10 protein-coding genes are annotated in these 14,173 nt (G+C 55.8%); 6 read left to right on the plus strand and 4 right to left on the minus strand.

All coding sequences use genetic code 11. The features are described from left to right. Positions 1–2 precede the first annotated feature (2 nt). The 4 genes from gluQRS to thpR all read right to left on the minus strand — a co-directional run bounded on the left by gluQRS (position 3) and on the right by thpR (position 2,834). Positions 3–893, minus strand: coding sequence for a tRNA glutamyl-Q(34) synthetase GluQRS (gene gluQRS / locus WB237_RS15190; RefSeq protein ID WP_336214280.1), 891 nt, complete (start codon positions 891–893; stop codon positions 3–5). A gap of 59 nt (positions 894–952) precedes the next feature. Further along, on the minus strand, positions 953–1,408 hold the full coding sequence (gene dksA, locus WB237_RS15195; RefSeq protein ID WP_001155232.1) for an RNA polymerase-binding protein DksA: 456 nt from the start codon (positions 1,406–1,408) through the stop codon (positions 953–955). Between the two features lie 176 nt (positions 1,409–1,584). After that, complete coding sequence (sfsA, locus tag WB237_RS15200) at positions 1,585–2,289, minus strand: DNA/RNA nuclease SfsA (protein ID WP_028018318.1); 705 nt, start codon at positions 2,287–2,289, stop codon at positions 1,585–1,587. Continuing rightward, complete coding sequence (thpR, locus tag WB237_RS15205) at positions 2,289–2,834, minus strand: RNA 2',3'-cyclic phosphodiesterase (protein ID WP_108089590.1); 546 nt, start codon at positions 2,832–2,834, stop codon at positions 2,289–2,291. The genes sfsA and thpR overlap by 1 nt, the downstream gene beginning before the upstream one ends. Before the next feature lie 73 nt (positions 2,835–2,907). On the opposite strand from thpR, the gene hrpB reads away from it, so the two are divergent. The 6 genes from hrpB (at position 2,908) to fhuB (ending at position 14,143) form a co-directional block, all read left to right on the plus strand. After that, positions 2,908–5,337 (plus strand): ATP-dependent helicase HrpB, encoded by a 2,430-nt coding sequence (gene hrpB, locus WB237_RS15210; protein ID WP_336214283.1) that lies wholly within the window; start codon positions 2,908–2,910, stop codon positions 5,335–5,337. 79 nt (positions 5,338–5,416) lie between these two features. Then, on the plus strand, positions 5,417–7,942 hold the full coding sequence (gene mrcB, locus WB237_RS15215; protein ID WP_336214286.1) for a bifunctional glycosyl transferase/transpeptidase: 2,526 nt from the start codon (positions 5,417–5,419) through the stop codon (positions 7,940–7,942). Between the two features lie 234 nt (positions 7,943–8,176). Then, complete coding sequence (gene fhuA / locus WB237_RS15220) at positions 8,177–10,426, plus strand: ferrichrome porin FhuA (protein ID WP_336214288.1); 2,250 nt, start codon at positions 8,177–8,179, stop codon at positions 10,424–10,426. Between the two features lie 50 nt (positions 10,427–10,476). Then, positions 10,477–11,274 (plus strand): Fe3+-hydroxamate ABC transporter ATP-binding protein FhuC, encoded by a 798-nt coding sequence (gene fhuC, locus WB237_RS15225; protein ID WP_336214291.1) that lies wholly within the window; start codon positions 10,477–10,479, stop codon positions 11,272–11,274. After that, positions 11,274–12,164 carry a Fe(3+)-hydroxamate ABC transporter substrate-binding protein FhuD gene (fhuD, locus tag WB237_RS15230; protein WP_336214293.1) on the plus strand — a complete coding sequence of 297 codons (891 nt, stop codon included), beginning with the start codon at positions 11,274–11,276 and terminating at the stop codon, positions 12,162–12,164. The genes fhuC and fhuD overlap by 1 nt, the downstream gene beginning before the upstream one ends. After that, on the plus strand, positions 12,161–14,143 hold the full coding sequence (gene fhuB, locus WB237_RS15235; protein WP_336214295.1) for a Fe(3+)-hydroxamate ABC transporter permease FhuB: 1,983 nt from the start codon (positions 12,161–12,163) through the stop codon (positions 14,141–14,143). The genes fhuD and fhuB overlap by 4 nt, the downstream gene beginning before the upstream one ends. The last annotated feature ends 30 nt before the right edge of the window (positions 14,144–14,173 follow it).

Here is a 14,173-nt window from a genome sequence, read left to right on the forward strand (position 1 = left end):
AATCATAGCTCAGCGCAACGCATTTGAGAATGCTGGATTTTTTGCACCGCCGTGAGCGTCCAGTGGGCGATCGCCATTTTCAGCAGTTCGTCAATACGCAGATCCTGCCATTCGTTGGTTACATTCTGGTTGAGAAATCGCAGCGCGTCGATCAAAACCGGGCGTGGATCGCCGTGTGGCAGGGCTGGCGCATGGTTTTGCTTCGACAGCTTACAGCCATGTTCATTGACTGCCAGCGGCAGATGAATGTAATCCGGCGCTTTCCAGCCAAACTGGTGATAGAGCGATATTTGCCGCACGGTAGGTTCAACAAGATCTGCGCCACGAACGATTTCCGTGACGCCCTGGAAATGGTCATCCACGACAACGGCCAGGTTGTAGGCGAACAGACCGTCACGGCGGTGGATAATAAAATCTTCACATGCCAGATGTTCATCGGCGTGGATCTTGCCGGAGAGTAAATCGTTAAAGTGCGTCACCGGGGAGCGCTGCTTGATGCGCACGGCGGCATTTTCCGGGGGAAGATTAAGCGTACGACAATGACCGTCATAAACCCCTCCCACGCTCTGGATACGTGCACGAGTACAGGTGCAGTTATAGGAAAGCCCCTGAGCACGAAGCCAGGCCAGACGTTCCCGGTACGTATCGTGACGTTTTGATTGCCAGAGTACTTCGTCATCCCAGTGAAGACCGTAATGTTCCAGCTGACGCAGAATGGTGTCTGCTGCACCGGGAACTTCACGCGGAGGGTCAATATCTTCAATGCGAACAAGCCATTTGCCCTGGCTGGCACGAGCCTGCAGGTAGCTGCCGAGCGCGGCAATTAATGAGCCGAAGTGTAATTCACCGGAAGGAGATGGCGCGAAGCGCCCAATATAGTGTGATTCAGACATATCAACAGTAACAAGGCGGGAGTGACTCCCGCCTTTGGAGTGTGTAAACAGCGCTGGTATTAACCGGCCATCTGTTTTTCGCGGATTTCAGCCAGTGTTTTACAGTCGATGCACAGGTCGGCGGTTGGACGCGCTTCCAGGCGACGAATACCGATTTCAACACCACAGGATTCGCAGTAGCCAAAATCTTCGTCTTCGACTTTTTTCAGCGTTTTTTCGATCTTTTTGATCAGTTTGCGTTCGCGGTCACGGTTACGCAGTTCGAGGCTGAACTCTTCTTCCTGAGCGGCGCGGTCGACCGGATCAGGGAAGTTAGCAGCTTCATCCTGCATATGAGTAACGGTGCGATCGACTTCATCCCTGAGTTGATTACGCCATGCTTCAAGAATACGCTTGAAGTGCGACAGCTGGGCTTCGTTCATATACTCTTCGCCCGGTTTCTCTTGATACGGCTCCACCCCAGCGATGGCGAGAATACTCAGGGACGATGTTTTACGGTTTTGCCCTTCTTGCATGTTGCTTCTCCTTAACACGCACTATCGATCCCCGTGTCGGGGGAAAAATCAGGTCGCTATAAATAGCAGATGCTTTTCCGGATGGCAATTATCTAAACGTAACACTTGACAAGCCTGTGAGGAAAAGCGTATTTGCGCACGCGGCCAGAACACTTAATCATCAATCGTCTAATCCCTTATAAGACAATGGGAAGAGAGGATCTCAGAGTCATATTATCGGCAGAAAGTTCCGCTTTATAAGCCAAAACCTCTACCCCCTGCTTTTGTGCCTCATTCAACAATTGCGCGTATTTAGGATCAATATGGCGGGCAGGAGAGAATCGTTCAATGGCTGAATGCAAAACCGCAAACAGCAATACGGCGCGTTTGCCCGCCGCCGCAACACACATTAGCTCTCGCAGATGCTTCTGCCCGCGTAGCGTTACCGCATCCGGGAAGTAGCCATTTTCCTGTTCCGCTAACGTCACTGATTTTACTTCAATATAGCACTCAGGCCTGTCTTGCGCCTGTAACATGAAGTCAATTCTGCTGCCTTCATCGCCATATTTCACTTCACTTTTATGCGTGTCATAGCCCACCAGTTCGGGAAGGGCATTATTCATTAGCGCTTCTTTAACCAGTTGATTGGCACGCAGGGTGTTAACACAAATAAATGCCCCGTTTTGTGTTTCGGTCATTTCCCAGGTATGGGCATATTTGCGCTTCGTGTTTTCTGATGTGGAATACCAGACCCGGTCACCCGGTGTCGCACATCCCGTCATGGCTCCGGTATTGGGGCAGTGCAGGGTGAGCTGTATTCCTTCAGGCGTAACTACATCTGCGAGGAAGCGTTTGTAGCGTTGAATCAGCGTGGCGTGTTGCAGGGGAGGGCTAAACTTCATCAGGCGTCCTTAACGGTGTTGCCCAGCGTCCAGCGCTGTAGCGGCGTGTAGCGGGTGCGTCCTTGTGCAAAGACGGATTCATAAAGTGCGAATTCATTAACCGGAAAAGCCCAGTGAAAACCTGGTGGTGGGATGGCAACGGCCTGACCTGCATCGCGCAGCAACGTGATATGCGGATGAAACGGTTGCGGGCTCTGGTAACAGCCGCTGCGTGCCGCCTGGGCGCGCAGCATATTTGCAAGCTGTAATATCCCACGAGGCGGCTGGCGCGTACCCAGCCAGACCACCCGCGAGCGCAACCACTGCCCGGCATCATCAAGGTGTAGCGTAAATCCCGGTTGAGAGATCCGTCCGGCCATTGATGCCAGGGCCTGCTGTTTATCGGCGCTCACATCACCCAGAAAGGCCAGCGTGAGGTGCAGGTTAGCCGCGGCAACAGGGCGACCCGCTTCCGGCGGGAAGTGCTCAGCGCGCCAGCGAACAATTTGCCGCTGTATTGGGGCGGGTAATTCAATAGCAAAAAACAGCCGTTTCGACTCAGACATACGGGGGACTCGGTAATGATATGCGCCGATGCTACAATGTACGCCGACTAATGTTAACCCTCTGGAGCTGTTAGTGTCCTCATTGCCGGTCGCCGTCGTCCTTCCCGAGCTTCTCGCTGCCTTACAACATGCCCCGCAGGTTTTACTGAACGCCCCGACAGGGGCCGGTAAATCCACCTGGCTGCCACTGCAGATCCTGAAAGACGGGAATATCAGCGGGAAAATTATCCTGCTGGAGCCGCGCAGGCTGGCCGCGCGCAACGTAGCACAACGCCTGGCGGAATTGCTTAACGAAAAACCGGGCGAAACGGTGGGCTACCGTATGCGCGCTGAAACCTGCATCGGCCCAACCACGCGGCTTGAAGTGGTGACCGAGGGAATTCTCACCCGCATGCTGCAAAACGATCCTGAACTGACCGGCGTCGGGCTGGTGATTCTGGATGAATTCCACGAACGCAGCCTGCAGGCGGATCTGGCCCTCGCGCTATTGCTGGATGTTCAACAGGGGCTGCGTGATGACCTTCGGCTACTCATTATGTCGGCGACGCTGGATAACGAACGGCTACAGCAGACGCTGCCTGATGCACCGGTGATAGCCTCGCAAGGGCGAGCGTTTCCCGTAGAGCGCCGTTATCAACCGCTGCCTGCCCATCAGCGTTTTGATGAAGCGGTCGCCATCGCCACCGCAGAACTGTTGCGTCAGGAACCCGGTTCGCTGCTGCTTTTTTTACCCGGTGTGGGCGAAATCCAGCGTGTGCAGGAGCACCTGGCCTCCCGTGTCAGCAGCGATGTACTGTTGTGTCCGCTCTACGGCGCGCTGTCGCTGGCCGACCAGCGTAAAGCGATTCTTCCCGCGCCTGCGGGGCAGCGCAAAGTGGTACTGGCAACCAATATTGCGGAAACCAGTTTGACCATCGAAGGTATTCGCCTGGTGGTGGATAGCGCGCAGGAGAGAGTGGCAAGCTTTGACCCGCGTACCGGGCTGACGAAACTCCTGACGCAACGTATTAGCCAGGCGTCAATGGTACAGCGCGCAGGTCGTGCAGGACGTCTTGAGGCGGGTATCTGCCTGCATTTGACCAGCGCAGAGCAGGCTGAACGCGCGGCACAACAAAGCACCCCGGAAATTTTACAAAGTGATTTGTCAGGTCTGGTGATGGATCTGCTGCAATGGGGCTGCCCGGATCCGGGACAACTGACCTGGCTTAATCCGCCTCCTGTCGTAAACCTCACCGCAGCGCGTACACTGCTGGCCCAGCTTGGCGCGCTTGAAGGCGAGCGTCTGACGGTGCGCGGCCAGAAAATGGCTGCGCTGGGCAACGATCCGCGTCTGGCCGCAATGCTGGTTGCCGCGCAAGGGGAAGATGAAATTGCCACGGCGGCGAAACTGGCAGCTATTCTTGAGGAGCCGCCGCGTGGTGGCAGCAGCGATTTGGCGCAGGCATTTTCACGTAATCAGGGGAACTGGCAGCAACGGGCACAGCAGCTCAGCAAACGGCTAAACAGCCGTGGCGGCTCGCCAGACACTGAAATTATCGCGCTGTTACTGGCACAAGCATTTCCGGACCGAATTGCGCGCCGACGTGGGCTGGACGGTCGCTATCAGTTGGCAAATGGCATGGGCGCGATGCTGGACAGCGATGATGCCATGACGCGCCATGAGTGGCTGATCGCGCCGCTCCTGCTGCAGGGCAGCCAGTCGCCGGATGCTCGGATATTACAGGCGATAGCTGTCGATATTGAGGCCCTGACACGTGCATGTCCGCAACTGCTTCAGCAATCTGATATCGTCGAATGGGATGACACCCAGGGCACCCTGAAGGCGTTTCGGCGTCGCCAGATTGGCAAACTGACCCTCGGCACGAAGCCACTGGCGAAGCCGTCAGAAGAAGAGTTGCATCAGGCGATGCTGAACGGCATTCGGGAAAAAGGGTTGAACGTACTGAACTGGACGCCAGAGGCGGAGCAATACCGTATTCGTCTGCACTGTGCCGCGCGCTGGCTGCCAGAATATGCCTGGCCTGCGGTGGATGATGAGACGCTGCTTGCCTCGCTGGAGAGCTGGCTGCTGCCGCAAATGCACGGTGTACACTCGCTGCGGGCATTAAAAGCCCTTGATGTTAAGGTCGCGTTACAGAATTTACTGGACTGGTCATTACGTCAACGTCTGGATAGTGAACTGCCAGGGCATTACACTGTGCCGACCGGAAGCCGGATTGCCATTCGTTATCACGAGGATAATCCACCGGCGCTTGCGGTACGCATGCAGGAGATGTTTGGTGAGGCGACCACGCCATCCATCGCTGAAGGACGCGTGCCGGTGGTGCTTGAACTGTTGTCGCCTGCTCATCGTCCGCTACAAATCACCCGCGATCTGGGGGCGTTCTGGGCGGGCAGCTACCGGGAAGTGCAAAAAGAGATGAAGGGTCGATATCCCAAACACGTTTGGCCGGACGATCCGGCGAATACCGCGCCGACACGGCGTACGAAGAAATATTCTTAATTGAGAGATTTCTTCTTTCACGGTGATGTGGAAGAAAAGAGAATCTGGCCTTTGCGCCTGAAAGTTGCGGAGAAAAAGCATGGCGGGGAATGACCGCGAGCCAATAGGACGTAAGGGAAAACCAACGCGTCCGGCGAAAGAAAAGATAAGCCGTCGTCGCCTCAGAGATGAGGACTATGACGATGACTATGAAGACGATTATGAGGATGAAGAACCGATGCCGCGTAAAGGGAAAGGCAAAGGGCGTAAGCCTCGGGGGAAACGCGGCTGGTTCTGGCTGCTGCTGAAGCTGTTCATTATTTTTGTTGTGCTGATGGCGATTTACGGCGTCTATCTGGATCAGAAGATCCGCAGCCGTATCGACGGTAAAGTCTGGCAGTTGCCTGCGGCAGTATATGGCCGCATGGTGAACCTTGAGCCAGATATGTCCATCAGTAAGAACGAGATGGTGAAACTGCTGGAAGCCACCCAGTATCGTCAGGTGTCGAAGATGACGCGCCCGGGTGAATTCACCGTGCAGGCGAAGAGCATCGAGATGATCCGCCGTCCGTTTGATTTCCCGGACAGCAAAGAGGGACAGGTGCGGGCGCGTCTGACCTTTGACGGCGATCGTCTGGACACCATCGAGAACATGGATAACAACCGCCAGTTCGGTTTCTTCCGCCTTGATCCTCGCCTGATCACCATGCTCTCATCGGCAAACGGTGAACAGCGTCTGTTTGTGGCGCGTAATGGCTTCCCGGATCTGCTGGTGGATACGCTGCTGGCAACCGAAGACCGCCACTTCTACGAGCACGACGGTATCAGCCTCTACTCCATCGGGCGTGCAGTACTGGCGAACCTGACTGCAGGGCGCACAGTGCAGGGGGCGAGTACGCTCACCCAGCAGCTGGTAAAGAACCTGTTCCTCTCCAGCGAACGTTCTTACTGGCGTAAGGCCAACGAAGCGTACATGGCCGTGTTGATGGACGCGCGTTACAGCAAGGATCGTATCCTTGAGCTGTACATGAACGAAGTGTACCTCGGTCAAAGCGGAGATAATGAAATCCGTGGTTTCCCGCTGGCAAGTCTGTACTACTTTGGTCGCCCGGTTGAAGAGCTGAGCCTTGACCAGCAGGCGCTGCTGGTCGGCATGGTGAAAGGGGCGTCCATTTATAACCCGTGGCGTAACCCAAAACTGGCACTTGAACGTCGTAACCTGGTGCTGCGTTTGCTGCAACAACAGCAGGTGATCGATCAGGAGTTGTACGAGATGCTGAGCGCTCGCCCACTCGGCGTGCAGCCGCGCGGTGGCGTGATTTCGCCTCAGCCTGCGTTTATGCAACTGGTGCGTCAGGAACTGCAAAGTAAGCTCGGTGATAAGGTTAAAGATCTCTCCGGCGTGAAGATCTTCACCACCTTTGACTCCGTGGCGCAGGATGCGGCGGAAAAAGCGGCAGTGGAAGGCATTCCGGCTCTGAAGAAACAGCGCAAGCTCTCCGATCTTGAAACCGCGATGGTGGTGGTTGACCGTAACACCGGTGAAGTTCGCGCGATGGTGGGCGGTGCCGAGCCGCAGTTTGCGGGCTACAACCGCGCCATGCAGGCGCGTCGTTCGATCGGCTCTCTGGCAAAACCAGCGACCTATCTCACTGCGCTGAGCCAGCCAAACCAGTATCGCCTGAATACCTGGATTGCAGATGCGCCAATTTCCCTGCGTCAGCCTAACGGCCAGGTATGGTCACCGCAGAACGATGATAAACAGTTCAGCGGTCAGGTGATGCTGGTGGATGCGTTAACCCGCTCCATGAACGTACCAACGGTTAATCTGGGGATGTCACTGGGCCTGCCAGCGATTGTTGATACCTGGCAGAAACTGGGTATTTCGAAAGATCAGCTGAATCCGGTACCGGCGATGATTCTGGGCGCGCTTAACCTGACGCCAATCGAAGTCGCACAGGCGTTCCAGACCATTGCCAGCGGGGGGAACCGCGCACAGCTGTCTGCGCTGCGTTCAGTAATAGCTGAAGATGGTTCCGTGCTTTATCAGAGCTTCCCGCAGGCTGAACGTGCGGTGCCCGCTCAGGCCGCCTATATGACGCTGTGGACGATGCAACAGGTTGTGCAGCGTGGGACCGGGCGTCAACTGGGAGCGAAGTATCCGGGTCTGCATCTGGCGGGTAAAACCGGGACCACCAACAACAATGTCGATACCTGGTTTGCCGGTATTGATGGCCGTGAAGTGGTGATCACCTGGGTAGGTCGCGACAACAACCAGCCGACCAAACTGTACGGTGCAAGCGGGGCGATGTCGATTTACCAGCGTTATCTGGCGAATCAGTCCCCTGTGCCGCTGAATCTGGTCGCGCCGGAAGACATTGTTGATATGGGCGTGGATGGTTCCGGTAACTTTGTCTGCGGCGGCGGGATGCGTACCTTGCCGGTCTGGACGACCAACCCGGACGCGCTGTGTCAGCAAAGTCAGCCAGAACAACCATCGGGCAATCCGTTTGATTCGTCTTCTCAGCCACAGCAGCCGCAGCAGCAACAGCCGCAGCAGCAGAATGAGAAGAAAGACAGCGACGGTGTTGCCGGCTGGATTAAAGATATGTTCGGCGGTAACTAACCTTTTAAAGCCCTCTTCCCTGGAAGGGGGCTTTTTTTACCCGTAAACCTCATTTCGTTAACCCTCGCTTTAACTCTGATTAACCCTTCGTTTCTCTTGATGATTTCTTAAACCCTTAATTCTCATAGGGCCGCTTACTGCTTGCTATGCAACCAGCGTTTCGCATATTATTCTGGCGCTCATAATAATAATTCTCGTTTACGTTATCATTCACTTTCACATCAGAGATTCAACATGGCGCTTTCCAATACTGCTCAGCCAATGAACACGTCGCTGCGTAAACTCGCGGTCGTCGTCGCCACAGCGGTTGCCGGCATGTCGACTTATGCACATGCTGCCGAAACCCCGAAAAAAGAAGAAACTATTACGGTAACCGCAGCGCCTGCGGCACAGGAAAGTGCCTGGGGACCCGCTGCGACTATCGCTGCAAGGCAATCCGCGACCGGAACGAAAACGGACACCCCGATTCAAAAGGTTCCACAGTCCATTTCGGTCGTGACTGCTGAAGAGATGGCATTGCATCAGCCACGCTCTGTTAAAGAAGCGCTGAGTTATACCCCTGGCGTTGCGGTCGGTACGCGTGGTGCATCCAATACCTATGACTACCTGCTCATTCGCGGTTTCGCGGCCGATGGTCAGAGCCAGAATAACTACCTCGACGGTATGAAGATGCAGGGCAACTTCTATAACGACGCGGTGATTGACCCTTATATGCTGGAACGCGCTGAAATCATGCGTGGTCCGGTTTCTGTTCTGTACGGAAAAAGCAGCCCTGGTGGCTTGCTGAATATGGTGAGTAAGCGCCCAACCACTGAGCCGCTGAAAGAGATCCAGTTCAAAGTGGGTACTGACAGCCTGTTCCAGACTGGTTTTGACTTTAGCGATGCGATCGACGACGACGGCGTTTACTCCTACCGTTTAACCGGCGTGGCGCGTTCTAACAATGCCCAGCAGGAACGTGCGGAAGAACAGCGTTATGCTATCGCGCCATCGTTCTCCTGGCGTCCGGATGATAAAACCACCTTCACGTTCCTCTCCTATTTCCAGAACGAGCCTGAAACGGGCTATTACGGCTGGCTGCCAAAAGAGGGAACGGTTGATCCGCTACCAAACGGCGATCGTCTGCCGACTGACTTCAACGAAGGCGCGAAGAACAACACCTATTCCCGTAACCAGAAAATGGTGGGATATAGCTTCGATCACGCATTCAACGATACCTTTACCGTGCGTCAGAACCTGCGTTTTGCCGAGAATAAAACCTCGCAAAACAGCGTTTACGGCTATGGCGTCTGTACCGATCCTGCAAATAGCGGCAACAAACAGTGTGCAGCGTTAGCCCCGGAAGACAAAGGCCATTACCTGGCGCGTAAATACGTTGTCGATCATGAAAAACTGCAGAACTTCACCGTTGATACTCAACTGCAGAGCAAATTCTCTACCGGTGAGGTGGACCACATTCTGCTGACCGGCGTTGACTTTATGCGTATGCGTAATGACATCAACTCCTGGTTTGGTTATGACGATTCTGTACCGCTGCTGGATCTCTACCATCCGGTGAACAGCGATTTTGATTTCGGCTCAAAAGATCCTGCAACTTCCGGCCCTTATCAAATTCTCAACCGCCAGAAACAGACAGGACTGTACGTTCAGGATCAGGCGCAGTGGGATAAAGTGCTGGTAACCCTTGGTGGCCGTTATGACTGGGCCGATCAAGAGTCTTATAACCGTGTAACGAACACAACAGCCAAACGTGATGACACGCAGTTCACCTGGCGCGGTGGTGTTAACTATCTGTTCGACAATGGCGTAACACCTTACTTCAGCTATAGCGAATCCTTTGAACCTGCTTCCCAGACTGGTGCGAGTGGCAACATCTTTGCTCCGTCTAAAGGTAAGCAATACGAAGCGGGTGTGAAATACGTGCCGAACGATCGTCCGATCGTGATTACCGGTGCGGTATACCAGCTGACGAAAACCAACAACCTGATGGCTGATCCAGCGGGCTCATTCTTCTCCGTTGAAGGCGGTGAGATCCGTTCCCGTGGCGTAGAGCTGGAAGCGAAAGCGGCATTGTCTGCGAGCGTTAACGTTGTCGGTTCTTACACCTATACCGATGCGGAATACACCACGGACACCAACTACAAAGGCAACACGCCAGCGCAGGTGCCGAAACACATGGCCTCCGTATGGGGTGATTACACCATGTTTGATGGCCCGCTCTCTGGCCTGACGTTGGGTACTGGCGTTCGTTACACCGGCTCCAGCAAAGGCGATGCGGCGAACACCTTCACGGTAGGTAGCTATACCGTGGTTGATGCACTTGTCAGATACGATCTGGCGCGTGTAGGGATGGCCGGCTCAAACGTCGCGCTTCACGTGAACAACCTGTTCGATCGTGAATATGTTGCCAGCTGCTTCAACACCTACGGTTGCTTCTGGGGTGCTGAACGTCAGGTTGTAGCCACTGCGACCTTCCGCTTCTAATCTCTCTTTGGGCACGGTTCGCCGTGCCCTTTTTATTTAAGTTGGCTGACATGCAGGATAATAAAACGCAATCCGACACCACTTTTACGCTCAGCAATCTCTCCTTTCGCGTACCCGGGCGCACCTTGCTGCATCCGCTCTCTTTGACATTTCCTGCCGGTAAAGTCACTGGCCTGATTGGTCACAACGGTTCCGGTAAGTCGACTTTACTTAAGATGCTGGGTCGTCATCAGCCGCCTTCGGAAGGCGATATTCTGCTGGATGACCAACCGCTTGAGAGCTGGAGCAGTAAAGCCTTTGCCCGCAAAGTCGCGTATTTGCCGCAGCAGCTGCCGCAGGCGGAGGGGATGACGGTGCGTGAACTGGTAGCGATTGGACGTTATCCGTGGCACGGAGCGCTTGGGCGTTTCGGTATCGCTGACAGAGAAAAAGTGGAAGAGGCGATTTCGCTGGTGGGATTAAAACCACTGGCACACCGTCTGGTGGATAGCCTGTCCGGGGGCGAACGTCAGCGCGCGTGGATTGCGATGCTGGTGGCGCAGGACAGCCGTTGCCTGCTGCTGGATGAACCCACTTCTGCGCTTGATATTGCCCATCAGGTTGACGTTCTGGCGCTGGTGCATCGCTTAAGCCAGCAGCGTGGGTTGACGGTGATTGCGGTCCTGCACGATATCAACATGGCCGCGCGTTATTGTGACTACCTCGTCGCGCTGCGTGGCGGGGAAATGATTGCGCAGGGCACACCATCCGAACTGATGCGCAGCGAAACGCTGGAACACATTTACGGAATTCCAATGGGTATTCTGCCTCACCCGGCCGGGGCAGCACCGGTGAGCTTTGTATACTGATGCTGGATTCAATGCTACTGAGCCGCCGTCGCCTGCTGACGGCAATGGCGCTATCACCGTTGTTATTAAAAATGAATACGGCGCATGCCGCCGCCGTCGATCCGCACCGTATCGTGGCGCTGGAGTGGTTGCCAGTCGAGCTGATGATGGCGCTCGGCGTCACGCCTTATGGCGTAGCGGACATTCCCAACTATAATCTCTGGGTGAACGAGCCGAAGCTGCCGGACTCGGTAATCGACGTCGGCCTGCGGACTGAGCCAAACCTTGAACTGCTCACTCAGATGAAACCGTCATTCCTGTTCTGGTCAGCGGGGTACGGTCCGTCAGAAGAGACAATGGCCCGCATTGCGCCTGGTCGAGGTTTCTCCTTCAGTGACGGTAAAAAACCGCTGACCATGGCGAAACACTCTATTAACGAGATGGCGCATATCCTCAACCGAGAGGCGGAGGCCAAAAAGCATCTCGACGAATTCGACGCCCTGATTGACTCCCTGAAACCGCGCTTTACCCACCGGGGCGATCGCCCGCTGTTGATGATGACGTTACTGGATGCCCGCCATATGCTGGTCTTCGGCAAAAACTGTCTGTTCCAGGACGTGCTCGACAGTGTTGGTATTCGCAATGCCTGGGAAGGGGAGATGAACTTCTGGGGCAGTACGACCGTGGGTATTGACCGCCTGGCGGCATTTCGTGATGTCGACGTGCTGTGTTTCGACCACGGCAATGAACGGGACATGCAAACGCTGATGGCCACTCCGCTCTGGCAGGCAATGCCGTTTGTGCGTGAGCAGCGCTTCCAGCGCGTGCCAGCGGTATGGTTCTACGGCGCGACGCTGTCGGCTATGCATTTTGCCCGCGTGCTGGATAATGCGCTGGGAGGTAAAGCATGAGTACGCGTATTGCACGCTTCCCGGCACAGCTGTTGTCCTTACTCTTCCTTGCTGCGCTGGTCTTAACCTGGTTCAACCTGTCGACAGCATTGCCGCGCGGGCAGTGGGGCGCCGCGCTGACAGCCCCGGATATCGACAACATTCAGCAGATGGTGTTCCACTACAGCCTGCTACCGCGTCTGGCGATTTCGCTGCTGGTCGGGGCCGGGTTAGGCCTGGTGGGTGTGTTGTTCCAGCAGGTACTGCGTAACCCTCTGGCAGAGCCGACAACGCTGGGCGTTGCAACAGGTGCGCAGCTTGGGATCACCATTACCACGCTGTGGGCGCTGCCCGGCGCGTTAACCACGCAGTTTGCGGCTCTCGCGGGGGCATGTGTGCTGGGGGCGCTGGTCTTTGGCGTGGCCTGGGGTAAACGCCTGTCCCCCGTGACGCTAATCCTGGCCGGGCTGGTGGTCAGTTTGTATTGTGGCGCGATTAATCAACTGCTGGTGCTGTTCCACCACGATCAGCTGCAAAGCATGTTCCTGTGGAGTACCGGAACCCTTACCCAGACTGACTGGAGTGGTGTTGAGCGTCTGTGGCCGCAGCTAATTGGCGGTGTACTGCTGACCCTGCTGCTCCTGCGTCCGTTAACGTTAATGGGGCTGGATGATGGTGTGGCGCGTAACCTGGGGCTGGCGCTGTCGCTGGCTCGTCTTGCAGCGCTGACGCTGGCGATTGTATTGAGCGCTTTGCTGGTAAACGCCGTTGGCATCATCGGGTTTATTGGCCTCTTTGCTCCCCTGCTGGCAAAAATGCTCGGCGCACGGCGTCTTCTGGCACGCCTGATGCTCGCCCCGCTGATTGGCGCGCTGATCCTCTGGCTTTCCGATCAGATCATTCTCTGGCTGGCGCAAGTCTGGAGGGAAGTGTCAACGGGATCGGTGACCGCGCTTATTGGTGCGCCGCTGCTGCTGTGGCTGCTCCCGCGTCTGCGCAGTATTAGCGCACCGGCGATGGATGTCGGCGATAAGGTTCATGCTGAACGTCAGTCAGTACTGTGGTTTAGCCTTGCCGGTCTGGTGTTGCTGATTATTGCCTCATTTGCCGCATTGGCTTTTGGGCGTGATGCGGCGGGCTGGCACTGGGTGACGGGCGATTTATTCCATGAACTGCTGCAGTGGCGCTGGCCGCGTGTTCTTTCTGCGTTAATTGCCGGTGTCATGTTGGCTGTCGCGGGTTGTATTATCCAGCGCCTGACCGGCAATCCGATGGCCAGCCCGGAAGTGCTGGGGATTAGCTCTGGCGCGGCATTCGGTGTGGTGCTGATGCTGTTCTTCGTGCCGGGAAATGCCTTCGGCTGGTTGATGCCTGCCGGGAGTATTGGTGCGGCGGTGACGCTGTTAATCATCCTGATTGCTTCTGGTCGCGGCGGTTTTTCCCCGCACCGAATGCTGCTGGCCGGGATGGCGCTCAGCACGGCATTTACCATGTTGCTGATGCTGCTTCAGGCGAGTGGCGATCCGCGTATGGCGAAGATCCTGACCTGGATTTCCGGCTCAACGTACAGTGCTACCGGCAGCCAGGTTGTTCATACCGGGGTCGTGATGATCGTGTTACTGGCGGTTGTGCCACTGTGTCGGCGCTGGATGACCATCCTGCCGCTGGGTGGTGAAACCGCACGTGCGGTCGGGTTAGCGCTAACACCAACGCGCGTGGCGCTTCTTCTGCTGGCTGCGTGTCTGACGGCGACGGCCACCATGACGATAGGACCGCTAAGTTTTGTGGGGTTGATGGCGCCGCACATCGCCAGAATGATGGGTTTTCGTCGGACCATGCCGCATATTGTCATATCGGCCCTGACGGGCGGGATAATGCTGGTGTTTGCGGACTGGTGCGGAAGAATGGTGTTGTTCCCGTATCAGATCCCGGCGGGTCTGCTGTCGACCTTTATTGGCGCGCCGTACTTTATTTATCTGTTGAGAAAGCAGAGCAGGTAGGCCGGGTAGGCGTTAGCGCCACCCGGCAAT

Origin of the sequence: Enterobacter sp. P82 (assembly GCF_037053385.1) — a bacterium.
Lineage (GTDB): Bacteria > Pseudomonadota > Gammaproteobacteria > Enterobacterales > Enterobacteriaceae > Enterobacter.

Coding starts and splice junctions, on each gene's coding strand:
- sfsA (WP_028018318.1), bottom strand. CDS start 2,289: ATGAAGTTTAGCCCTCCCCTGCAACACGCCACGCTGATTCAACGCTAC.
- mrcB (WP_336214286.1), top strand. CDS start 5,417: ATGGCGGGGAATGACCGCGAGCCAATAGGACGTAAGGGAAAACCAACG.
- gluQRS (WP_336214280.1), bottom strand. CDS start 893: ATGTCTGAATCACACTATATTGGGCGCTTCGCGCCATCTCCTTCCGGT.
- thpR (WP_108089590.1), bottom strand. CDS start 2,834: ATGTCTGAGTCGAAACGGCTGTTTTTTGCTATTGAATTACCCGCCCCA.
- fhuB (WP_336214295.1), top strand. CDS start 12,161: ATGAGTACGCGTATTGCACGCTTCCCGGCACAGCTGTTGTCCTTACTC.
- fhuD (WP_336214293.1), top strand. CDS start 11,274: ATGCTGGATTCAATGCTACTGAGCCGCCGTCGCCTGCTGACGGCAATG.
- fhuC (WP_336214291.1), top strand. CDS start 10,477: ATGCAGGATAATAAAACGCAATCCGACACCACTTTTACGCTCAGCAAT.
- dksA (WP_001155232.1), bottom strand. CDS start 1,408: ATGCAAGAAGGGCAAAACCGTAAAACATCGTCCCTGAGTATTCTCGCC.
- fhuA (WP_336214288.1), top strand. CDS start 8,177: ATGGCGCTTTCCAATACTGCTCAGCCAATGAACACGTCGCTGCGTAAA.